Genomic DNA, 24,249 nt, shown 5'->3' on the forward strand with positions numbered 1-24,249 from the left:
TGTTCAACTCGTACTTTTGCCATAAAAAAACCCCCGTAAAAGTTAGAATGGTGTCTAACTTTTACGGGGCAGTTCAATGACCTTTTGTGCTTTTACTTTTCTTGCTTTGGATTGTATGTTATATATTAATCCTATTTGGTACCACTGGCTCCAAAGCCAGATGCTCCACGGACCGTTTGAGATAATTCATTTACTTCAAGTAGTTGAATTGAAGGGACAAACTGGATAACCATTTGAGCAATACGCATTGATTTTTCTACTATAAATGTTTCTTTACCATGATTGATTAAAATAACACCGATTTCTCCTCGGTAGCCTTCATCAATTGTGCCTGGACTATTAAGAACAGTTACACTATGTTTTAATGCTAATCCACTTCTCGGACGAATTTGAGCTTCCGTTCCTTGTGGTAATTCAATTTGCAAACCTGTTTTAATTAGTTTGGCTTCTCCTGCTGGAATTTCTACTGCTTCAATTGAGTAAAGATCCATTCCTGCATCACCAGGATTGGCTTGCATTGGAAGCAATGCATCAGTGTGTATTCTTTTGATTTTTACGTCTAAATTCATTATTATTCATCCTTAACGATTAAAATTAAATGTGTCATCTGTAATAGGTGCTACTTTTGCTTTTGCATAGGTAGAACCCTTTTGTGAAAAGAAGTCATATGTGGAGCCTTCATTACGAATACCATTCATAACAATTGGATTAACTTCTTCTTCTGGGAACATTGATTCAAATCCGACATTCATTAACGCTTTATTGGCGTTATAGCGTACATATGCTTTTACCTCAGGAGATAAACCTGTTTCAGCATAGACATCATCGGTATAATTCATTTCATTTTGATATAAATCTAGTAATAATTCATATCCCCATAATTTTAACTCTTCTTGTTTTTCTTTTGAAAACTGCTTATATAAATTTTGAGCAAAGAATCCAACTGCCACACCATGAATAGATTCGTCGCGTAAAATAAGCGAAATGATTTCTGCACTATTTCTCAAGAAACCTTGTCCACCTAAATACAATGGGTAGAAAAAGCCAGAGTAAAATAGGAAAGATTCGAGCATTACGGACGAGAACATAGCTTTCCATAAACTCTCTGAATCTCCTTCTTCAATACTGTTATAAATATCCCCAATTTTATTTGCCTTATATTGTAGATATTCATTTTTCTTTACCCATTCAAATAGCTCATCTATTTCTTCGTTCGTACAAAGCGTTGTGAATATATAAGAATAGGATTTGGCATGTATCGCCTCAAAAGCATCAAAAACGGTTAGAACAGCCTTTTCTTGTAAATCAGTTGTATAAGCAGCAACACGATTCATCCCGATATTTGTCTGAACTGTATCGAGTAACGTTAATCCTGCAAATACTTTTTTATAAGTATCCTGATGCTCAAAACTTTGCCACTGTTTGACATCTTTACTTACTGCTATTTCTTCAGGAAACCAGATTTGCTTCCATTGCTGGTCCCAAAATACTTGTGCAAGTTCACTCGTTGGCTTATTCCAATTGACCGCCTCGTAGATTAAATTTGACATGCTACACACTCCTCTAAGCTTTGTAATCGTTGACGAACATAGTAAACGGACTTAATCCCTTTTGTCCATGCATAAATGTAAATTTTCGCTAATTGTTCTGTTGTCCAATTGTCAGTTACATAAAGCGTCATCGAAATACCTTGGTCTACGTGTTTTTGAGAAGCTGCGTATAAGTCGATTAGGTCATATGGATTAACATCGTATGCTTCTACATATAAATGACTATTTTCATTTGTTAAATGTGGCATTGGATAAATTGTTCGGCTATCCGCATAATCACGTACCTCTACACGCTCTGTACTTGGAGAAATTGAAGCCGTACAACTACGAATATATGAAATACTACCAGTTGGAGCAATGGCTAAGCGATATGAATGGAATAAACCGTATTGCATGACATCTTGCTTTAACGTTTCCCACATCTTTGTCGTAATAATTGGTACATTTCCAAGTGCTTTTAACACAGCAGGTGATACTTCTTCTTCGATTTTATTTACATATTGATCGAAATAGATACCTGAAGCGTAATCACTATCCTCAAATCGGTAGAATGATTCGCCATTTTCTTTGGCAATCTCCATCGATGATTTAAGAGAATAATAGTTCATCGCTTCCATAAAGCAATCCATAAAATCTACAGATTCCTTCGAGCCATACATAATTCCCTCGGTAACAAGATGGCCATGTAGATTCATGCAACCAAGCCCTACTGAATGCATTAATTTATTTGCTTTTGCAACAGAAGGTACATTCTTTATGTGAGTCATTTGAGACACATTCGTTAATAGGTGCATAGCTGTATCAACTAACTTTTCAAAATCCTTTACTTTACTCGCTGCATGGATATCAATTGAACCTAAGTTACAAGATACATCTAGACCGTATTCATTTGGTTTATCTTGGTCAGTTATAATACTTGTTTCCTGTACTTGTAAAATTTCTGTACATAAGTTTGACATTTTCACTCGACCGATATTTTTGAGTGGATGCACTTTATTAACATTATCATCAAAAATTTCAAACGGATAACCAGATTCAAATTGCGCTTTTTTTACTTCTGTATAAAGTTTACGCGCATTCAAACGTTTAATTTTACGTATATTTGGATTATCTAGTAACTCATAGTACATTTCTGTAATTGAAATCTCAGACATACGTTTACCATATTCTTTAAAAATATCGTACGGACTAAACAATACAATGTCTTTATCACGTTTCATAAGTTCAAAGAAAATACTTGGAATAATAATGCCTGTTGATAGAGTTGCTAGACGAATTTTATCATCCGCATTCGGTTTTTTTGATGAAATGAAATTTTCAATGTCTGCATGGAAAACATTTAGATAGACAACTCCCGAACCATTTCGTTGCCCAAGCTGATTCGAATAACTGAATGAATTTTCTAGTAGTTTGGCTACTGGAATTACACCGCTTGCACGATTTAAAATCTCTTTAATTGGATCCCCTAATGGACGTAAATCCGTTAAGTTCACCCCAACTCCACCACCTAGGCGTGAAAGTTCTAAACAATAACCAATATTTTCAGAAATACTATTCATGGAGTCATCCATTGATAATTTAAAACAGCTGACTAATTCGCCACGTGCTTTCTTCCCACTATTTAATGCTGTTGGCGTTGCAGGTTGATATGCTTCCATCATAGCTTCGACGGAACGTTCTGCTAGGACAGTGTCACCTTGTGCTAAATACAATGCAATAATAACAATGCGGTCCTCATATTTTTCTAAAATTTCTTCCCCGTCACGACTTTTCATTGCATAGCTATCGTAAAACTTGCTTGCACTCATGAAGGACGGGAAACGGAAATTATAATCGTATGCTTTTTTGTACAGCTGTTTAATAAATTCCATATCATACATATCGATAAATTCTTTCTCATAGTAACCTTCATCGACTAAGTAACGAATCTTTTCTTCGATATCAATAAAGTAACGTAAACGCACATTTACATATTCTAAAAAGTAACGGCGTGTTGCTTCACGATCTTTTTCTAACTCTAATTGACCTGTTGTGCTATAACTATTCAGTACATCATTATTAAGCTTTAAATATGTTTTCATCCCATCACCCTCGTTTCATAAAACGTTTGTATTGCTTCATAATCAGCTTGATATCCCCTTAAGTCTAATTTACGCACTAAGGGAACGTGATAAGTTGCTGCGATTTTCTCACCAGCACCTCCAAATACCGCATGTCCGAAGTTACTATTGCCACTGACGACTACTCCCTTACACAATTCCTTGTTTTCTTCTAAAAAACGAGTCACTTTTACAGGGATATCACCTAAACCGTCAGTATATGTAATTAATAGATAAGGCTCACTCAATAATAATCCCTCAGAGATTTCAATTGATTCTACCTTTAGTTTGGAGACTATATTTCGGACATTGCCAGTACGACTTGCATAAACAATCATTGTGCAATCAGCTCAATTTGAGAAACAATCTCCGTTACATCTCCTATAAATGTTTCGTTATATTCAAGAACAGGCACGCTTAAAAAGCCTGCATCAATAATTGTTTGCTTTGCTTGTTCATCGTGATCAATGTTCACAATTTCTGGTTCAAGTCCTGCACGTTGTAGTTCAGATTTTACCCAAAGACATTTAGGACAGATTGTTTTCGTATAAAGTTTCATATATATACCTCTTTTCATTATATAAAAAGGCTATCTCTAAGAGAGACAGCCTAAGATGGGAACGTTAAAAATATCTAAGAATGATTACGTTCCCACTTCTTATTCCCCGAAGAAATGATTGATTTGTTTTATATAGGCAGGTCTCCTGGCTTTGCTTCATTCTCTGATTCCCTTCCCATGCGAACGCACAGTGGCTTTAATCATCGTCAGCTTAACAGTTGCGGGGACAGCGTCGGTATTGCACCGAACTTCCCTTTTAAACTACATATAGTAGTACCTTAATAAAACGAACACAATATATTGTTATTCAACAGAACTAAGTGTACCATTCTTCAAATAAAAAGTAAATCTAGAATTGGGAATTTCTCAAAGTGAGATTATTCAATATTATCAGCTGAACAATTCGTCCTTATATTAGATATTCTAAGCAATAAACTGTTAATTCGTTGTTCTTATGTGAATACTTTTACACTCTAACTTTATTTTTTATTACTACTTACTAAGTGTTTTAAAATAAGGCTTAATATATTTTTTTATCAATATAATAATAAAAGCACATAATATGGTAATACCTATAAACCAGATGCCTAAAAAGACTAGTGGGGAACCATAACCTATAAAAGCGAATACCACATTCGTTTGAACAACAGGGTCGTATTCGTTTGTTATATTAGACTTGTAAAATTTTGCTTTAATATATCCCCATCCAAAGGTATAGCTGAAAAATATTATATGTATTAACAATGAACAAAAAAATGCTTGTATAATTGTCTTCATTACATCCCTACTTCTATTCGATTGATACTTAGGAAGGAAAGAAATTTAACGGTTTTTCTCTCTTTCGTAATCGTCTACGATGATATTAATAACATTATATGACTCTTCTGATATAGCTTTGTTAGAATTATCATGGCCATTATATGTTATTAAAGCCTTCCAGAGAGCCCAACCTCTTGCTCTATTCCACGTTTCTTTATCCATATTCAATGCATTTTTGAATGTCTTTCTACTCTTTTCATCAAAAAATGTCCAAGCCATTGCAGCATCACAAGCAGGATCTCCCACACCTAATATTCCAAAATCAATGACTGCGCAAAGCTTCCCGTCTTTAACTAATAAATTACCTGGCGCTACATCACCATGAACCCAAACTGCTTTTAAATTCCATTTAGTAGCCAAGGCCAGATTCCAAATCTCTATTAACAAGTGTTCATCAAAAACATCTTTATTACGCTCAATAGCATCTCTAGATTCTTCATCGTAAACAGCTAAAGATCCACCTCTATAAAAATTATGCTCGCCAGCTATAGGGCCTTTACTAGCATCAATCGATTGTAATTCAATTAAAAATGCTCCTAAGTCCTTTGCCAATTGATTATTGTCATGAATGTTTTTGTGAGTCAGTGACTCTCCCTCTATCCACTCATTGATAGACCATGGCCAAGGATATTCTTCACTAGGATTACCTTTAGCTAATGGTGTAGAAATTGGTAAAGAAAGATCTTTGCTTAAGATGGGTAGCCATTTTTGTTCTTTCTCCACTTGAGGAACATAGCTGGCCGCACTTGGCAACCTTACACTCATATGTTCACCTAAATGAAAAGTTCTATTGTCATGCCCACTAAATTTTACAGGTTTTATTGCTAGATTAGACCATTTGGAGAATTGTTCATTTATTAATTTTGCAACTAAATTCACGTTAATATTTTTCATTAAATACCTCTCCAAATGTTATTCAGAATAAGTTTGTTCAAACATTCTAAGTTTGTTTGACAATTCTTTTCCTTCTCCTTCAAGCCCTAGTTGTCTTTGTAAATGGTTTGGAAGTATACAAGTCAAATTTTTAACAATTTTAACAGTTATCTCTTCTTGATTTGTGTAACATGTAATTTCTTCACCTATCATTGCCAAATCAAATGGTGAATTGGCGAAAATGGTTTCTGCTAATCGCGTATATATCTCATCAATTTTATTCAACCATGGGTTTAACTCATATGTAAGGGGATATTTATATGGAAATAACTTTTCAAATGACGCTTGTGGTATAGCGATGTCTAACCAATCTGACTCATTCTCTATTCTTGTAACAAAAATAACACAAGGTAACTCAATACCATTTGAAAGAGATAATGTTCCGTAAAATTGGCTATTACTTTGATTTTCTATATGTACAGGTAAAGATATTGATTGGTTTGGGTAATCCCCTTTTTCTTTCCATAGACCTTTAACTAATGCATTTTTACATAATGCTTCGAGAGCTATATTGAGCCTTTTACTATCCCCTGAAGGAAAATATTCCATCGAAAGCTCATAAAAACCACCAATCCAAGTTTCAGGGTTATTGTAGTAATCATACTCCACTTTATTCTCAACTCCATTTAGATCTTCTCCTCCATTATATCATGATGCCTTCATCCAAATGGCTACTTTTCTAGCAAATAGCTTTTATATGATTGGTAGAAGGAAGTATATAAATCGAAGTTAGATATAAACTCCCCTTGGATGTTTCTAAATTGTCTAGTTAAAATACTCCTAGAATTATTTTGAGAATTTTGCAAATATCGAATCCTTTCTTCAAGATCTAAGCAACTTTTTATACTTGCTTTCAGATAATCCTTTGTTTCATGAGAATAGGTTTCTCGGAAAGCTAGTTCAAGTAATATCTCTCTTGTTTCTTTTACCTCCATTATGATGGCTTCTAAGTCATTCATTTTCAACTTTACAGGCTTTTTACTTATTAACCATTCCTGTTCATACATTTGAAGAATATATTGTGTGCGTTCTGTAGTTAAATTAAACTCAGGACTAAACTCATAGTTTTTCGCAAAATCATTTAATTCTTCCGTATATGCCTCAACAACAATATTATCAGCATCAAATGAAAGTGCCTTTTGAACGCTAAGAAAAGAATAAGGATAAAACCAATTTACACCTATTAGAAAAAGGATTGCCACACATACCCAAACATTAATTCTTGTTTTTTTCTGCATATAAACCTCTCTTTATAAATATTTTATTATCTTTAACAATAATTTCATAGTTAGAAAAATTATTCAATTATAATTTCAGAAGAGAGATTTTTAAAAGTGATAAATTGCACTATTAATTCCCGACTATACAAGTTCTGTTTATATATAAATGGAAATTAAAGGTTTTTATAAATTAGAAGAGAATATAATTATCAAATGAGGGAGGTGGAATATTGGTGCTAAAAAAGAGTTTAATTATGATCTTTGTTATATTTACTATCTTAACAATCATTGGTTGTAATAAGAAGGATGTTTGGAAAGAAAGTTCTTTATTTGAGTCTGGTGGATATACGATGATTGGCGAAAAAGAAAAACTGGGCTTTATATACGATGATAGTGAAGTAGTTAAGTTTTATCCAGATAAAATTCAAAAGTATATGTGGCATTTTTGGGGAACAAAGGAAGAGCTAGAACGTCCATTAAAAGTATTAGCTACCCATGAAGATGGTGGTGATCCAATTGTATTAATTGGGGGCAAAAATTCTGTAGAACCTCATAACGGTGCTGATATGAGTATGCCATCGAATATGTCGCTACCGGAAAGTGGTATGTGGAAAATGGATGCTTATTTTGATGACAATTTGTTTGGTACTGTATATGTAAAGGTGCATGAAAAGAAATAGATGATTGGTACTTTATTATTGAATGCAGTTTGAATTTAAAAAAGCATTTCAACAGAAATGCTTTTTTTAATACCTTCATTCACACTTACATAGTTATTCAGTCATTACAGTAGTTCTATTAATAGACAAACCTTTCAATTGTTCAACGGGTACACCAGTTTCAGTATAACTTCTAACATGTTTCCAACGATTGTTTTTAAAGCGGAAAGTTTCAAAAAACAAATTAGCTGGTAGCGGACTTCGACCTTCGAGTAAAATCGTTGCTGAAAGTATTGCCATGCATTCATCTTTACCTAAAGGAACTATGCCTATTTCTCTTACATCCCATTTTGCTTCCTTACTTTTCACAAAATTAAACCCTTGAGCCCAACCTTCTAACGATTCACTATAACCATAATCAGCTATCCCATTTTGAGTAACCTCTCGTGCTTGATAGTCTTTGGAAATAAGTGCTTTCATCTCTTCAAATGAACATGTTCTCCAGATTTCTAAATAGCTATCTAAAAACTGTCTAAATGTTTGGGGCAAAGTAATCCTCCTTACAGATTATAGTCTTCTTCAAGAATTCTATGAAAAAAGAAAAAATCCTTTTAAATATAGAGAATTAATTTTTACTTTTGCTATATTTGCTCAGCTTCAATCTGAACCCCACCACGTCTAATCTGTAACCAATAATAGGACGTTGTCAGTACACTAATAGCGCCGAATACTAGTACCATGAATTGCAGGCCAATAAAATCTAGTAGAGCGCCTGTGGACAATAAGACGATTTGAAACATAATCCGATCTAGCATATTTCTGAAAGAAAAGAAGCGTCCGTGGAATTCTTTTGGTACTTGTTTTTGAAATATCGTCATTACTGTTGGGAAGAAACAGCCTAAGGAGAATCCAAAGAGCGCAAATGTTATTAATGTAAGGAACGAACTGCCAGCAAAATACAACAGCATTTCCCCACTTCCAATGACAATGAGACAAACAAATAAGATTCGCTCTATACTCCATTTCTCCCCAATATATTTGATGGCAAAGGAACCAACCATAAAGGAAATGCCCTCAACAGTATAAATCATCCCTTTAATCATCGCAGAATCTTGTAATTCACTTATCTTAATGACTAATAAATTAAATGAACCTAAAAATAAGAGAGGTATAAACGATAAAATAAACGTCATTTTCACACTCAAATTAGCTTGTAGCATTGGGAATACTTCTTTAAAGCCACTACCCTTTTTAGTATTCTCATCAGATTGAATGGTCCTTTGAGATTCTTCTTTTGGGATTTTTAACATAAAAGTAAAGAGAAGTATTGCAATATAAGCGACGAATGAGAGCAAATAAAGTATACCTATAGCCGAATATACTAATATCAAACCCGCTAAGGCGGTTCCTGCAACACGAGCAATTGTAGAAACATTCATATCCCAACCATTTAATTGCAATAAATCCTTCTCACCAACAATTAATGGTAAAGTAGCTTGAAGTGCTGGAAAGTAAAAAGAGGCAGAAATTTGTAAAAGTACTAAGAAGACAACCATCCACCAAATAGATCCTGTCGCTAATGCTATAAACATAAAGACAACACTTACAACACGCCCGGCACTCGAGTAAATTAACACAGTTTTTTTACGGGATTGATCGATAACACGTCCAGCTAATGGTCCCACAAGCACTCCAGCTAGTAAACCACTTGATAGAATAAGAGACTTAACAAAGTCAGAAGGTACTTTTTCTTGCATGAACTCTAAATTACCAATAATACTTGCCCATAATCCAAGCCCTGCAATTAGTTCTCCAATTAAAATAATCCAAACATTCCGATTTTTCCACATATTATTCTCCTTAAAAAGAAAGGAGCTAATATGAGCTCCTTTCTACCTGTAAAGTTACATATATTATTTTGTAGGCTTCATTTTCACAACTCTTGTAAGTTCACCGTCAGTATCAATATCAACTACAAATGAACCATTTGAGTAACGGTCTGCATTACGATAATTATCTTCATGCACTTGCTCTTGAACACCTTTTTCAGTTTCTACAAGTAAAACGTCACCTTTATGAACATAAATGACTGTAAAGACGCGATGTGGATTCTTTTTCAATTCACGTACAGTTACTACTCCGCGTTTTGGTCGACCGCTCACTTCAATTTCAGAGACATCCATTTTCTTCACTGCACCACGATGTGTAACAAGCATTAAATCACCTTTATCATTTTCAGGGATTATATTTGCAGCAACAATGTAATCTTCTTCTTTTAAGTTAATGGCTTTAACGCCAGCAGTTTTAACACCAGTAACAGGTACATCTTCCATTGGGAATCGAACGGAATAACTGAAATGAGTAGTCAAGATGATTTCATCTGTAATCGACACAAGATCTGCATAAATTACCTCGTCACCTTTTTTCACATTCATTGTTTTAATTGGTTTTGAATAACGTTGAACTACATATTCATTCAGTGGTGAGCGTTTAATTTGTCCACCTTTAGTGATTGTCATAACAAATACATCCGGGTCAAATGTTTCTACCCCTCGTGCATTGATGATCACTTCATCCGAATCAATAGGCACAATACTTGAGATGTGCTGACCTAAATCTTTCCAACGTATATCTGGTAGCTCATGTACAGGTTGATAAATATAATGTCCTTTGCTTGTAAATAGCAATAGATGTTGTTGCGTATTAATTTGGGATTCGTACAATAGATGATCGGAATCCTTCATCGCAAAGTCTTTACCATTCGAAGCATTGTAAGAACGCTGACTTGTACGTTTCACATAACCGTCTTTAGTAACTGTAACAACAACGTCTTCACTTGGAATTAAAACTTCTAAATTCAGTTTTATTTCTTCAATTTCAGCTTCAATAATTGAGCGACGTGGTTCAGCAAAACGTTTACGTACATCTTGTAGTTCTTTTCTAATAACACTTATTAGTTTTGCTTCGCTTTCTAAAATGCTTTGTAATTCAGCAATTTTCGCTTTTAGTTCTTCTTCTTCCTCACGTAATTCCGTGATATCGGTATTAGTTAAACGATATAGCTGTAATGAAACAATTGCTTCAGCTTGAATTTCTGTGAATTTGAATTTTAACATCAAATTGTTTTTAGCATCTCTTTTATCTTTTGACTGACGGATTGTATGAATAACTTCATCTAAAATTGATAATGCCTTCATCAATCCTTCTACGATATGTAGGCGATCTTTCGCTTTCTTCAAGTCAAATTGAGAACGTCTTGTTACTACTTCTTTTTGATGATCGATATATGCATCTAATAATAATGGCAATGTCATCATCGTTGGACGACGTTTATAAATCGCAATCATATTAAAGTTATACGTAATTTGAAGGTCTGTATTTTTATATAAATATTGCAGAATTGGTTTTCCGGGAACTTCTTTTTTTAGTTCAATGACCATTCGTAAACCTGTACGATCTGATTCATCACGGACTTCTGCAATGCCTTCAAGACGTTTATCTAAACGCATTTCGTCAATTTTTTTGACTAAGTTTGCTTTATTAACGTCATATGGTATTTCAGTGACAACAATTTGCTCCTTGCCACCTTTAAGCTCCTCAATTTCCGCTTTTGCGCGAACAATAATTTTACCTCTACCTGTTTCATATGCTTTTTTGATACCTTCCACACCTTGGATAATACCGCCGGTTGGAAAATCCGGGCCTTTTATAACGGTCATAAGCTCATCAACAGTCGCATTTGGGTTTTTCAAACGCATTAAAACAGCGTCTAATACTTCATGTAATGCATGTGGAGGAATATCTGTTGCGTAACCTGCGGATATACCAGTAGAGCCGTTAACTAGCAGATTTGGGAATCTTGCTGGTAAAACAGTAGGCTCCATGTCTTGGTCATCAAAGTTTGGTACAAGATCTACTGTCTCTTTCTGAATGTCACGAAGCATTTCAGCCGCAATAGCAGATAGACGTGCTTCTGTATAACGCATTGCAGCCGCTGAATCACCGTCGACAGAACCGTTATTACCATGCATTTCAATTAGCATATGACGCGCTTTCCAGTCTTGGCTCATACGTACCATAGCTTCATAAACAGAACTATCACCATGTGGGTGGTAGTTACCGATTACGTTACCGACAGTTTTTGCTGATTTACGGAAGGGTTTATCATGTGTATTACCTCCCATAAACATTGCATATAATATACGGCGTTGTACAGGTTTTAAACCGTCACGAGCATCAGGTAAGGCACGATCTTGAATGATGTACTTACTGTATCGACCAAACCGATCGCCGATGACTTCTTCTAGTGGTAAATCTTGATAACTTTCGGTCTGTGTCATACTAGGTCCTCCTCATTTTGAATGAATTCATTGTCAAGAATATTGGAGTCTTCTTCTAGACCAAAATCAACGTTTGATTCTATCCATTTACGACGTGGTTCTACTTTATCGCCCATTAGCGTTGTAACACGGCGTTCAGCTCGCGCACCATCGTCGATTTTAACACGGATTAATGTTCTTGTTTCTGGATTCATTGTTGTATCCCATAATTGGTCGGCATTCATCTCACCAAGACCTTTATAGCGTTGTAAAATATAGCCTTTACCAATTTTATCAATCGCTTGTTGTAAATCTTTTTCTGTCCAAGCATATTCCATTACTTCTTTTTTACCTACCCCTTTTGAAACTTTATAAAGTGGTGGTAGTGCAATATATACTTTACCCGCTTCAATTAACGGTTTCATGTAGCGATAGAAGAATGTCAGTAATAAGACTTGGATATGAGCACCATCTGTATCGGCATCGGTCATGATGATGACTTTATCATATGCAGCATCATCAATAGTGAAGTCAGCTCCTACACCTGCACCAACTGCATGAATAATCGTAGCGATTTCTTCATTTTTTAAGATATCTTGTAATTTTGCTTTTTCAGTGTTGATGACTTTACCACGCAATGGCAAAATCGCTTGGAATGTTCGGTCACGGCCTTGTTTTGCTGAACCGCCCGCAGAATCACCTTCGACAAGATATAATTCGTTTTTAGCAGCGTTACGAGACTGTGCTGGAGTTAGCTTTCCAGATAATAGTGCACTCGATTTTTTGTTTTTCTTACCGTTACGAGCGTCTTCACGTGCTTTACGCGCAGCTTCACGTACTTGTTGCGCTCGAATTGCTTTACGTACAAGGGAAGCACTTAGTTCTGCGTTTTCCTCTAACACGTATAGTAATTTCTCAGACACAACTGAATCCACGACGCTTCTCGCTTCACTAGTACCTAGCTTTCCTTTCGTTTGTCCTTCAAACTGTAGTAAGTTTTCAGGAATACGAACGGAAATAATAGCCGCTAAGCCTTCACGAATATCTGAGCCGTCTAAGTTCTTGTCTTTTTCTTTTAATAAGCCAATTTTACGTGCATATTCATTGAATACACGTGTCATGGCTGCTTTGGCACCGGTTTCATGTGTGCCCCCGTCACGAGTACGAACGTTGTTAACGAAAGATAAAATTGTTTCTGAATAGCCGTCGTTGAATTGGAACGCGAATTCGACTGCAATTTCGTCTTGTGATCCTTCAACATACTTGACTGGGTGTAGAACGTCTTTTTCTTCGTTTAAGTATGCAACGAATGCCTCGATACCGTTTTCGTAATGATACGTTTCATGATTGCCTGTTTGTTCTTCAATTAGCTCGATTTTTAACCCTTTTAATAAAAAGGCAGATTCTCGTAACCGTTCAGCAAGGGTGTCAAAATTATACTTTGTCGCTGAAAATATAGTGTCATCTGGTAGGAAATGTATACATGTTCCTGACTCTTTTGTTGTACCTATTTTCTCTAATGTAGTAGCGGGTTTACCACCATTTTCAAAGCGCATTCTATATTTTGTGCCGTCACGGTGAATAGTGACTTCAAGCCATGAGGATAGTGCATTTACTACGGAAGCACCTACACCGTGCAATCCTCCACTTGTTTTGTAGCCACCTTGTCCAAATTTACCGCCTGCATGCAGAATGGTAAAAATAACTTCCGGTGTTGGTTTACCTGTTTTGTGAGTACCTGTTGGCATACCTCGACCGTAGTCACGTACACTTATACTTTGATCCTCGTGAATTTTCACAATGATATGTGAACCAAAGCCGGCTAACGCTTCATCGACTGCATTGTCGACAATTTCATAAACAAGATGATGTAATCCTCGGCTATCAGTCGAACCGATATACATACCTGGACGTTTACGAACAGCTTCTAATCCTTCCAGTACTTGTATTGCATCATCATTGTAAGACATGACTGTTTGTTTATCTGTCAAAAAAATTCCCCCTAAATACAAACACCCGTTCCACTTAAAATTATATTACGCACTTTCTCTTTTACTGTCAACAAGCGGTAATTTAATTTCATATAGAGTTTATTGTACCAATACGTTGAATCTAAAGCAAAATAAGAATAAGATATTAATCTAAGAAGATGAGTATATTGTGTACCAATATAGTATTATGATAAACTATTAGTACCAACTACTAAAATAAGAAGGAGTTTTTTTATGAATATGATTCTATTAATCATTTTGACATACTTGATAGGTTCAATTCCTTCAGGTTTATGGATCGGTAAATTATTTTATAAAACCGATATCCGCGATCACGGCAGCGGAAACTTAGGTGCTACGAATACCTTCCGAATTCTCGGTAAAAAAGCAGGTATTGTTGTAACACTTATGGATATCTTAAAAGGAACGATAGCGACGCTATTGCCAACACTTGCTTACTTTGCAGATAGTGGCATTCATCCTCTGATTGCAGGAGCAATTGCAGTTGTTGGTCATATGTTCCCTGTTTTCGCAAAATTCCGTGGCGGTAAAGCGGTGGCCACATCAGCTGGTGTAGTTCTAGGTTACCATTGGCCAATTTTCATCATCTTATTTATTGCATTCATACTTTGCTTAAAAGTATCCAAAATGGTCAGCTTTTCTTCTATGTTTGCTTCTGTAGTAGCTTTTGTTTATGCTATTATATATACGTTCTTTGAGCAAGACTATTTTTTATTAATCATCATTACAATATTAGCTGTCTTTATTTTTTATAGACATCGTTCGAACATTGTACGTATTAAAGCAGGCACTGAGCCTAAGGTAAAATGGTTGTAAACTACAAGGAGTGTACATCACATGAAAATTATCGTATCAGATGAAGCACTAGAATGGTTTGAAAAAGAAATGGATTTAGAAGACGGGGACCAAATTCGTTTTTATGCTCGCTATGGTGGCTCTAGCCCTTTTCATGAAGGTTTTTCACTAGGTATGAATCGTGAACAGTCTACGAATCCTGCGGTTGAATTAAAAAAAAATAACACACTTTTCTACATCGAAGAAGATGATTTGTGGTTTTTCGACAATCACGATCTACATATATTGGTGGATGAAACACTTAATGAAATTAAATACGATTATACAAAAGAAGCTTAATAAAACAAACGAAAAGCATGGCGCCAAGTGCGCCATGCTTTTGTTATGCATAAAAGCGATTGTACTGCTGTAATTGCCCTTCATTTAACAAAATCCGGCGTTCAAAGTCGCCAAAAAGGTCGAAATGCGGGTAATGCTTATAATCGATCCATTCAGGTTTTAAACCATAGCTTGCTCCCCATTTGATGAGTTTTTCGATGTCAGCACAACCTGCTTTTGTCACAGTTTTACAACCTGGGAAACGCTCGTCCTTCCAATAATGCGTAAGAAAAGCGATTTCACCAGCTATCACACGCTCTTTCCATAATTCCAGCTCAGCTCTAGTGACACCTAATGCCATTAAGCTTCTTTTCTTTCAATTTCTTTATATTTTTTATCCCATATAGGGTCTACTTTCCCTAAAGAAACCGGTCTAAAACTTTCTTTTTTCACTAAAATATGTTCTGATTTTGCGGTTACCGCTACAGTGCCATCTTCATGAAGAACCTCATAGCCATATACTGTACGTAACTTCCCGTGGGATTCAATCCAAGTTCGAACTGTCGCAACTTGACCATATCTCATCGCAGCTTTGTATTGAATGGAAATATCCATCACTGGCGATACATAACCATCTGCTTCAAGTTGGGTCACTGAAAATCCTAAATCATGGATTAACTGTGTACGTCCCAATTCAAGCCAAATGATATAATTTGAGTGGTATACCACACCCATTTGGTCCGTTTCCGCATAACGGATTTCTATCTCTTTATTACTAACAAACATTTAATTCACCTCATAACTCTATTATACAGAAGTCTAGCTGAAATTACTCACAAAAGCCTTATATATAGCATAATTCGACATCAAACTATTAATTTTATATCCTTCTATAACAAAAAGACGAAGCCATTAGCTTCGCCTTTTTGTTATCGTTTACTGGCTTCTTTTGATGCTAACAAACCAATTGATTTGTTTTTATTCCATACATTATTCCAATGTTTATGGGATACTGGACCTTCACCTGCATATGGTGCAATTTCAACAGTAATACCAGGTTTTTTCTGTGACATGATAAACCAATCAGCAGAAGATCCACTACCTCGAACATAAAGAGGTGGGATGATTGAATACCCAGTTACACGACTAATTTGACGTGTTAACGCTAAATCACGCTTATAGTTAGCGCTGTTTTGGAAGTTAAACCAATATAGAATTTGACCAGATGAGTGATATGAAATATCAGACTTAAATTTGTGACGTTCGACAAAAGCTTTTAGTGCTTGCGCTTCAGGTTCTGAGAATACACGCGGACCTTTGTATCCTTTATAGGTTTTTGAAGTAAAAGGTACATATTTCCATTCACCATCGAAATTTCGATTTAAATCGACACCACGAGCATTAGCTTTCCAACGTTTGTAATTTGAGCTTTTATTAATCTGCTTAATCAGATTCTTATTTGCCATACTATTTATACCATTTTGTACTAATGTCACACCGTCCGGATTAATCATAGGTACAAACCAAATGCTTGTTGTATCAAGGGTTTGACGCACATTATAACCTGCAAAGCTTGTCTTTTTGTTGTAGCTATAAGAGTAGTTATCTATCATTTCCATTACTACATTTGTAGTCATATGTTCACGAGCATGAATGGCTGCGTCTACTAAGATTTCTTTCTTACCATTCCCTACTCTTAATGCATAAATTGCTCTTCCCTCTACAGATTCACCAATTTTCTCTAAGGATGTAAATTCAGGATACAATTTAGCGAAAACTTTCACATAGTACGAGTATGCCTTATAAGTGACGCTTTTTGTCGGATTAACGAGGTTTTTGTGATAATAATTAGCTAAATCGACATACCCAGATTGGCCTAAATATTCAATTATACCGTGACCTTTAGATATACCTTTTAAATGTACAGTTTGTCCTTTGTTTAAAGAACCGATTTTGATACCATTTTGATCATACACAGCTGAGGTTTTTTCTGCATACAAAGTGATTGGATAAATCGCTGATTTAAGCGTGGCTAAAGAGTTTGCTTTCTTAGTAGGCATAGTACCAGTAATTGGAACGGCATATTGTTTGCCACTTTTCTTAATGTAATGGTACTTACTAGTTGTTTTTGTCGGTTTAAAAATTGCACCTTTTGTTAATGTACCGATTTTTTTGAACTTACTATTTACGACTGTATATAGTGTCACTGATTTGTTTGCAATTTCGACTTTATCTGACGATTTAAACAATAATTCGACATCTTTAAATGCGATATAACCTGTTTGATTTCCTACGTTTACAACGAAGTAATTGTCGACAATATTGATTGTTTTTAACTTTGTTGCTTGTGAGCCTTTCGCTAATACTGTCGAAGTTGTGCTTGGATTGTTATAGATTTTGAAGGATTTTTTAGTTGTAATACTAACTGTCTTTTTCACTTCAGGAACAACAATTTCTATGTTTGCTTCACTTAGGTTTTCACGAGCAACCCAATATGTACTTTGACCAATTGATAATTCATACCAATTATCGTTATCTGTACGATTCACATGGTAAATAGTTGATGCATCAGTTAATTGTAACAGAGCTTTTGTAGTTTTATTTGGTTCGAATAATAAACTGCCTGCATTCACTGTTACATATGTATATATAACCTCTGGTGATTCTACAATCGTTTCTTCTTCGGATGTTTCAGTTTTTTTTGGAGTTTCTACAGATGTTTGTTTTTCTTGTATTTCGGGTTCATATTTATCCGAAGTTTCTTCTATTGTAATTACTTCTTGTGGTACAACCGTCTCATCTATTTCAGCTTCCTCATTGTCCTCTTGTTGTTGCTCTGATGGTGCTGCATGAACTGTATTTAAGTATGCAAACGGCACATTAAGAGCAAGAATGAAGGCAAGTGAAGTCCCTAAAAGTTGAAGACTTTTCTTTTTCATAAATTCCAATTGGTACACCTCTACTATTTTTTTCTCAATTTGACTCAAAAAACCCTTTATCTTCCATATAAAAACAGAAAAATACATGTGTAGCATACTAATAAGATACGCTACACATGTATACAAGTAAGGAATATTCTTAAAGAATCAAACCTAACTTATTTTGTTAATTTGTTACGAAGTACCATTTGTAGGATACCACCGTTACGGTAGTAGTCTACTTCTACTTCTGAGTCGAAACGTGCAAGAGCTTTGAATTCTTTAACAGAACCGTCTTCAGCTTTAGCAGTTACAGTTAAGATATCTTGAGGTTTTACACCTTCAGCGATATTAACTGAGATTTCTTCTTTACCAGTTAAGCCTAAAGATTCAGCGTTTTGTCCATCAACATATTGTAATGGAAGAACACCCATCATTACTAGGTTTGAACGGTGAATACGTTCGTAAGATTCAGCGATAACTGTTTTAACGCCTAAAAGGTTAGTACCTTTCGCAGCCCAGTCACGTGAAGAACCCATACCGTAATCTTTTCCAGCAAGTACAGCTAAACCAGTGCCATTTTCAGCGTATTTCATAGCTGCATCGTAAATGTACTCAACTTCGCCTGTTGGCCAGTAAGTAGTGTAACCACCTTCTGTACCTGGAGCAACTTGGTTACGGATACGGATGTTAGCGAAAGTACCGCGCATCATAACTTCGTGGTTACCACGACGAGAACCGTAAGAGTTGAAGTTACGAGGTTCTACACCGTTAGCACGTAAGTATTGACCAGCTGGTGTATCTTTACCGATCGCACCTGCAGGAGAGATGTGGTCAGTTGTGATAGAGTCACCGAACTTCGCAAGTACACGTAAGCCAGAAAGTCCTTTAATGTCTTCTGGTTTTGGTGCAAGGTTTTGGAAGAATGGTGGGTTTTGAATGTAAGTTGATTTTTCATCAAATGTGTATAGAGAATCAGTTGATGTTTCAATTTCATTCCATTTTTCGTTCTCGTCGAATACGCGAGCATATTCTTTTTGGAATAGATCACGAGTTACAACTTTGTTAAGAACATTGTTGATTTCTTCAGTTGAAGGCCAGATATCAGCGAAGAATACATCGTTGCCATCTTTGTCTTTACCGAATGAATCATTTTGAAGATCTACGTCTACAGTACCAGCTAATGCATAAGCAACAACAAGTGGTGGTGATGCTAGGTAGTTAGCTTTAACTAGTGGGTGTACACGACCTTCGAAGTTACGGTTACCTGAAAGTACAGAAGTTACGAATAAATCATTTGAAGTAATCGCTTCTTCGATTTCAGGAAGTAATGGACCTGAGTTACCGATACATGTAGTACAGCCGTAACCTACAGTGTTGAAACCGATTTCGTCCAAGTAAGAAGTTAGACCAGAATCGTTTAAGTATCCAGTAACAACTTTTGAACCTGGTGCTAATGAAGTTTTAACCCATTTAGGAACAGTTAAACCTTTTTCAACAGCTTTTTTAGCTACTAAACCAGCAGCAATTAATACGTAAGGGTTAGATGTATTTGTACATGAAGTGATTGCAGCGATTGCTACAGCACCTGCAGGAATTTCTACATCGCCTTCAGCGAATTTAGCAGTTGCAGTTTTATCGAATTCTTTTTCAGTTAAACCAAAACCTTGTACACCAGAAGGAGCTACTACTACTTCGTGGTAACGTTTTTTCATGTTTGAAAGTGGAATTAAATCTTGCGGACGTTTAGGACCTGATAAGTTAGGTTCGATTTCAGCAAGGTTAATTTCAACAACGTCTGTGTAAACTGGTTCTAATTCAGGATCAAAGAACATGTTGTTTTCTTTTAAGTATTTTTCAACAACTTGGATGTGTTCTTCGTCACGACCAGTTAAACGCATATAGTTTAACGATTCTTCATCAATTGCGAAGTAACCACATGTAGCACCATATTCTGGAGCCATGTTTGAAATTGTTGCACGGTCAGCTAATGGTAATTGAGGAATCCCAGGACCGAAGAACTCAACAAATTTATTTACTACACCTTTAGCACGTAGTACTTGAGTTACTTTAAGAGCTAAGTCAGTAGCTGTAGTTCCGTTTGGAAGATCGCCTGTTAATTTAACACCGATTACTTCTGGAACTGGGAAGTATGAAGGTTGACCTAACATACCTGCTTCAGCTTCGATACCACCTACACCCCATCCAAGTACGCCGATACCGTTGATCATTGTAGTATGTGAGTCAGTACCAACCACTGAATCTGGGAATGTTTCGAAAGTTCCGTCTGCATTTTCATTCACGTGTACAACTGGAGCTAAGTACTCAAGGTTAACTTGGTGAACGATACCAGTTGCTGGAGGTACAGCACGGAAGTTGTCATAAGCTGTTTGAGCCCATTTTAAGAAGTTGTAACGCTCAGCATTACGTTCGAATTCAAGGTCCATGTTAGCTTGTAAAGCTGTTGCAGTACCGTATTTGTCAACTTGTACTGAGTGATCAATTACAAGGTCAACTGGAATTGCAGGGTTAATTTCGTTAGCGTCTCCGCCCATTTCTTTCATAGCAGAACGTAGAGATGCTAAGTCAACAACTACTGGTACACCAGTGAAATCTTGTAATACTACGCGTGATGGTTTGAAAGGAACTTCAGCGTTAGGGTCTACATCTGCGCCCCATTTTGCTAATTGATCAACATGATCCTCTTTGATTACATAGCCGTCGTATTGACGTAAAACAGATTCTAATAAAACTTTGATTGAATAAGGAAGGCGTGATACTTTTGCGATACCAGCTTCTTCGATAGCAGCTAAACGGTAGAAGTTATACTGTTTACCATTTACCTCGAATGAAGCACGGCTGTTATGCAAGTTTTTGATTGCCATAGGTTGGTTCCCCCTCTAATTAACTAATGAAAAGGCTTTTATAATAGCTTCTTTTCTCCACCAACAATAATATACTAATTAGATACATAAGTAAATTACATTAATATTATAGTATGTGATAAGTTATATTTATGACCTTTTTCTAAATGCCATAAGTACTCTCGAAAATGTTGTTTTTTCATCTCTATACAGAATACATCAAATTTTATGAAATTAAAAACATGTCTACAAATGTAACTGTAGGCATGTTTTTAATTATCGATCTTCTACTATTATATAAGTTGCTTTTATTGGTCCGTGAACACCAACTACCAGATTCATCTCAATATCTGCCGAATTACTTGGTCCAGAAATGAAATTAATACATGGTGGTACTGTTTCCCCATTTTGCACTTTTTTAGAAATGATTTGTGCTGCTTGCGTCATCCTTGGAACAATTGTGCTTTTTGGAATAATTGCAATATAGGTTTGTGGAAGTAAACTGACTGATCGCCCTTGACCACCTGTTGAAAATAAAACAACTGTTGCAGACTCGGCAAGTGTTATATCACTAAATGTAATACCCACATTCGCTTTTTCTGCAAGTTTAATATTGTCATCTCCATTTTCTACAGTCCATTCATTCACTTCAACACTTGCTTGTGGCCACTCTTCTTCCAGTAGATTACGTAGACCGAATGTGTCAAATCGTTCATCTTGCCAGATAGAAACAGGACCACCTCCATACATATCTACACGATTTGCTAACACTTCTTTTAATTGTTCTGCAGTTGTTTCAATATAGTCTGTATGAATATTGTTACATTGTTTCTGAAACACTTGCACTAGCTCATCTTGGGATAAATCAGCAAGTGTTTTTGCTTGCGGATTGTACTTCCAGTGTCGTTCAGGCTTTTTTGTTGTATTCATTTCACGACCAAGTGCTGTTGCGATATTTTTTATAAATGGTGCACGCTGTTGAATCATTTCTTGTCTCCTCCTTCACGGTTTTTATACCAGTCGCGGAAACGTTCATTTTTTGGTGCAGGGAATTCGCGAATCATCGTCCATTCTTTTAATGGCCCCGGTCCTTTAGATATAAATTCTTTGTCTTTCATAAAAGGCTTCATAACTTTTGTTGCGAGTTTCGTTCCTGTTGTATATAGCGGATTAGAGGCTGCCCCAATACCAAATGCTTTCATCATCAAACCTTCAGAAATCGGTGCTTTACCTTCTTTTTCAACTATTATTTGTCGATGCTTGTGAAGTAACTCATGCAACGGAATCTTCACTGGGCATGCTTCCGTACAAGCACCACATAATGTAGAAGCGTAAGGTAATTCTTTAAAGTCATCATATCCTGCAAGTAACGGAGTCAATACAGCTCCTATTGGTCCTGGATAAATTGAGTTATATGAATGACCTCCAATATGCCGATATACAGGACATACATTTATACATGCTGCACAACGAATACATTGTAATACTGATTGGAATTCTGTACCTAGAATGTTTGAACGACCATTATCTACGATGACTAGATGGAATTCTTCAGGACCATCAGCATCACCTTCACGGCGTGGACCTGATAATACCGTGATATAACTCGTTAGTTTTTGCCCAACAGCACTTCGAGTCAACAAACTGACAAGTACTTCTAATTCTTCGAACGTAGGTACAATGCGCTCCATACCCATAACCGTAATTTGCGTTTTTGGCACAGTCGTTGCTAAACGAGCATTCCCTTCATTTGTTACTAAACTAATCGAACCAGATTCAGCAATAGCGAAGTTACAACCTGTAATTCCAACATCCGCTGTTAAAAATTCGTTACGTAATGTTTCCCGTGCATGCCTTGCCAATTCTGTTGGATCATTAGATTTTTTATAATTAATCTTCTCTTCGAACACCTTACGAATCTGTTCTTTATTTTTATGTAATGCAGGTGCGACTATATGGGATGGCGGGTCGTGTTCGTCAAGTTGTAAAATGTATTCCCCTAAATCTGTCTCAATCACAGTACAACCAGCCTTTTCTAATACTGCATTTAGGCCGATTTCTTCAGTAACCATTGATTTTGATTTGACGATTTTTTTTGCTTCTTTCTTTTTAACAACTTCTTCAATATAACGATTAGCGTCATCAGCAGTTTGTGCAAAGAAAACGTGACCACCAAGCTTTTGGACGTTGTCTGAAAGCTCTTGTAAATAATAATCGAGATTTTCAAGTACATGTTGGCGAATTTCTTCTCCGTGAGAGCGCCATTCTTCCCAGTTCCCAAGTTCTTCAGCGTTTTCTAATCGGCGAGAACGAAGGCGATCCTGTGCACCAGACACCGCACCGCGCATAAAGTCATCTTGTAAATTATCTTTTACTTTGTCTTTAAAATTTCCATCCGTAATTTTTACAGCCATATGCTCACCCCTTAATGTGAATTTAATACTTCAGCAATATGCATTACTTTCACTGGTACCTGCCTACGTTGCATTCGTCCTGCAATGTTCATAATGCATCCGCCATCAGATGCTACTAAAATTTGAGCATTTGTAGACATTGCCGCATCTACTTTTTCATCAACCATTTGTTCCGAAATATTCCCCATTTTGACAGAGAACGTCCCCCCGAAGCCACAGCAATTATACGCATACGGTAAGGGTTTCATTTCTAGTCCATCTACGTTCGATAAAAGTGTATATGGTGCATCTTTAATTCCTAATAAGCGTGTCATATGGCATGAAGGATGATAAGTTGCTACTCCAGTTAACTTAGCACCGACATTTTCTACCTTTAATACATTGACAATAAAATCTGTCAGTTCGTACGTTTTTTCAGCCAATAATCTTGCACGTGCAGACCAACCTGGTTCATCTTTTAAAATTCCCGGATATTCATGAAACATTGTTGCGCACGACCCTGATGGAGTGACAACAACCTCCGCTGCTTCAAATGTTTCTATCATTTTTTTAATAGCTGCTTTTGTATGCTCAACATACCCTGAATTGTAAGATGGTTGACCACAGCATACTTGAGCTGTAGGAAAATCAATTTCACAACCAAGCCGCTCCAATAACTCCACTGTTGCTTTCCCCACATTTGTTTCGAACATATCTACAAGACATGTTACAAATAGTGTTACCTTCATGTACATACCCCCCTCAAAGATATGGTCATCTGATGACTTGTT

22 protein-coding genes and 1 riboswitch are annotated in these 24,249 nt (G+C 36.2%); of the genes, 3 read left to right on the forward strand and 19 right to left on the reverse strand.

Annotation, left to right across the window (positions count from 1 at the left end):
• Window positions 1-131: 131 nt before the first annotated feature.
• The 8 genes from dut to AMD00_RS02165 all read right to left on the reverse strand — a co-directional run bounded on the left by dut (window position 132) and on the right by AMD00_RS02165 (window position 7,198).
• Window positions 132-569 carry a dUTP diphosphatase gene (dut, locus tag AMD00_RS02125; protein ID WP_053415449.1) on the reverse strand — a complete coding sequence of 146 codons (438 nt, stop codon included), beginning with the start codon at window positions 567-569 and terminating at the stop codon, window positions 132-134.
• Window positions 570-581: 12 nt separating this feature from the next.
• Window positions 582-1,550: a class 1b ribonucleoside-diphosphate reductase subunit beta gene (nrdF, locus tag AMD00_RS02130; protein WP_053415450.1), complete on the reverse strand. Its 969-nt coding sequence runs from the start codon at window positions 1,548-1,550 to the stop codon at window positions 582-584.
• Window positions 1,538-3,631: a class 1b ribonucleoside-diphosphate reductase subunit alpha gene (gene nrdE, locus AMD00_RS02135; RefSeq protein WP_053415451.1), complete on the reverse strand. Its 2,094-nt coding sequence runs from the start codon at window positions 3,629-3,631 to the stop codon at window positions 1,538-1,540. Before nrdE ends, nrdF begins: the two co-directional genes overlap by 13 nt.
• On the reverse strand, window positions 3,628-3,987 hold the full coding sequence (nrdI, locus tag AMD00_RS02140; protein WP_053415452.1) for a class Ib ribonucleoside-diphosphate reductase assembly flavoprotein NrdI: 360 nt from the start codon (window positions 3,985-3,987) through the stop codon (window positions 3,628-3,630). Before nrdI ends, nrdE begins: the two co-directional genes overlap by 4 nt.
• Window positions 3,984-4,208: a glutaredoxin family protein gene (locus tag AMD00_RS02145; protein WP_053415453.1), complete on the reverse strand. Its 225-nt coding sequence runs from the start codon at window positions 4,206-4,208 to the stop codon at window positions 3,984-3,986. The genes nrdI and AMD00_RS02145 overlap by 4 nt, the downstream gene beginning before the upstream one ends.
• Before the next feature lie 118 nt (window positions 4,209-4,326).
• A riboswitch (cobalamin riboswitch) is annotated at window positions 4,327-4,504 on the reverse strand.
• A 526-nt stretch (window positions 4,505-5,030) separates the two neighbouring features.
• Complete coding sequence (locus AMD00_RS02155) at window positions 5,031-5,921, reverse strand: aminoglycoside phosphotransferase family protein (RefSeq protein ID WP_053415455.1); 891 nt, start codon at window positions 5,919-5,921, stop codon at window positions 5,031-5,033.
• Between the two features lie 18 nt (window positions 5,922-5,939).
• The gene (locus AMD00_RS02160) at window positions 5,940-6,569 is read right to left on the reverse strand and encodes a hypothetical protein (protein ID WP_053415456.1); all 630 of its coding nucleotides are present in this window, start codon (window positions 6,567-6,569) and stop codon (window positions 5,940-5,942) included.
• Window positions 6,570-6,631: 62 nt separating this feature from the next.
• Window positions 6,632-7,198, reverse strand: a complete 567-nt coding sequence (locus AMD00_RS02165) for a hypothetical protein (protein WP_053415457.1) — start codon at window positions 7,196-7,198, stop codon at window positions 6,632-6,634.
• 215 nt (window positions 7,199-7,413) lie between these two features.
• Here AMD00_RS02165 and AMD00_RS02170 point away from each other — a divergent pair, with 215 nt between their 5' ends.
• The gene (locus AMD00_RS02170; protein ID WP_083446172.1) at window positions 7,414-7,860 is read left to right on the forward strand and encodes a hypothetical protein; all 447 of its coding nucleotides are present in this window, start codon (window positions 7,414-7,416) and stop codon (window positions 7,858-7,860) included.
• Between the two features lie 93 nt (window positions 7,861-7,953).
• Here the strand turns inward: AMD00_RS02170 and AMD00_RS02175 are convergent, their stop codons facing one another.
• From AMD00_RS02175 to parE, 4 genes are all read right to left on the reverse strand, one after another.
• Window positions 7,954-8,388 (reverse strand): hypothetical protein, encoded by a 435-nt coding sequence (locus AMD00_RS02175; protein WP_053415458.1) that lies wholly within the window; start codon window positions 8,386-8,388, stop codon window positions 7,954-7,956.
• A gap of 92 nt (window positions 8,389-8,480) precedes the next feature.
• Window positions 8,481-9,689 (reverse strand): MFS transporter, encoded by a 1,209-nt coding sequence (locus AMD00_RS02180; protein WP_053415459.1) that lies wholly within the window; start codon window positions 9,687-9,689, stop codon window positions 8,481-8,483.
• A 63-nt stretch (window positions 9,690-9,752) separates the two neighbouring features.
• A complete protein-coding gene (parC, locus tag AMD00_RS02185; RefSeq protein ID WP_053415460.1) occupies window positions 9,753-12,179 on the reverse strand; it encodes a DNA topoisomerase IV subunit A in 2,427 nt (808 codons plus the stop codon).
• Entirely contained in the window at window positions 12,176-14,128 is a 1,953-nt protein-coding gene (parE, locus tag AMD00_RS02190; protein ID WP_053416754.1) for a DNA topoisomerase IV subunit B, read from the reverse strand. Before parE ends, parC begins: the two co-directional genes overlap by 4 nt.
• Before the next feature lie 255 nt (window positions 14,129-14,383).
• Here parE and plsY point away from each other — a divergent pair, with 255 nt between their 5' ends.
• Together plsY and AMD00_RS02200 are read left to right on the forward strand one after the other, a co-directional pair.
• Complete coding sequence (gene plsY, locus AMD00_RS02195) at window positions 14,384-14,986, forward strand: glycerol-3-phosphate 1-O-acyltransferase PlsY (protein ID WP_227752069.1); 603 nt, start codon at window positions 14,384-14,386, stop codon at window positions 14,984-14,986.
• A gap of 21 nt (window positions 14,987-15,007) precedes the next feature.
• A complete protein-coding gene (locus AMD00_RS02200; RefSeq protein WP_053415461.1) occupies window positions 15,008-15,304 on the forward strand; it encodes a HesB/YadR/YfhF family protein in 297 nt (98 codons plus the stop codon).
• A 43-nt stretch (window positions 15,305-15,347) separates the two neighbouring features.
• Here AMD00_RS02200 and AMD00_RS02205 read toward each other — a convergent pair whose 3' ends face one another.
• From AMD00_RS02205 to AMD00_RS02235, 7 genes are all read right to left on the reverse strand, one after another.
• A complete protein-coding gene (locus AMD00_RS02205; RefSeq protein WP_053415462.1) occupies window positions 15,348-15,644 on the reverse strand; it encodes a hypothetical protein in 297 nt (98 codons plus the stop codon).
• Window positions 15,644-16,069, reverse strand: a complete 426-nt coding sequence (locus AMD00_RS02210) for an acyl-CoA thioesterase (RefSeq protein ID WP_053415463.1) — start codon at window positions 16,067-16,069, stop codon at window positions 15,644-15,646. The genes AMD00_RS02205 and AMD00_RS02210 overlap by 1 nt, the downstream gene beginning before the upstream one ends.
• A gap of 143 nt (window positions 16,070-16,212) precedes the next feature.
• Complete coding sequence (locus AMD00_RS02215) at window positions 16,213-18,222, reverse strand: M14 family zinc carboxypeptidase (protein WP_169786297.1); 2,010 nt, start codon at window positions 18,220-18,222, stop codon at window positions 16,213-16,215.
• Window positions 18,223-18,380: 158 nt separating this feature from the next.
• A complete protein-coding gene (gene acnA, locus AMD00_RS02220) occupies window positions 18,381-21,086 on the reverse strand; it encodes an aconitate hydratase AcnA (protein WP_053415465.1) in 2,706 nt (901 codons plus the stop codon).
• 255 nt (window positions 21,087-21,341) lie between these two features.
• Window positions 21,342-22,052, reverse strand: coding sequence for a LutC/YkgG family protein (locus tag AMD00_RS02225; protein ID WP_053415466.1), 711 nt, complete (start codon window positions 22,050-22,052; stop codon window positions 21,342-21,344).
• A complete protein-coding gene (locus AMD00_RS02230) occupies window positions 22,049-23,479 on the reverse strand; it encodes a LutB/LldF family L-lactate oxidation iron-sulfur protein (RefSeq protein WP_053415467.1) in 1,431 nt (476 codons plus the stop codon). The genes AMD00_RS02225 and AMD00_RS02230 overlap by 4 nt, the downstream gene beginning before the upstream one ends.
• Window positions 23,480-23,490: 11 nt before the next feature.
• Window positions 23,491-24,207, reverse strand: coding sequence for a (Fe-S)-binding protein (locus AMD00_RS02235; RefSeq protein ID WP_053415468.1), 717 nt, complete (start codon window positions 24,205-24,207; stop codon window positions 23,491-23,493).
• Window positions 24,208-24,249: the final 42 nt, after the last annotated feature.

It is taken from the genome of Viridibacillus arvi, assembly GCF_001274945.1.
Taxonomy (GTDB): Bacteria; Bacillota; Bacilli; order Bacillales_A; family Planococcaceae; genus Viridibacillus; species Viridibacillus arvi.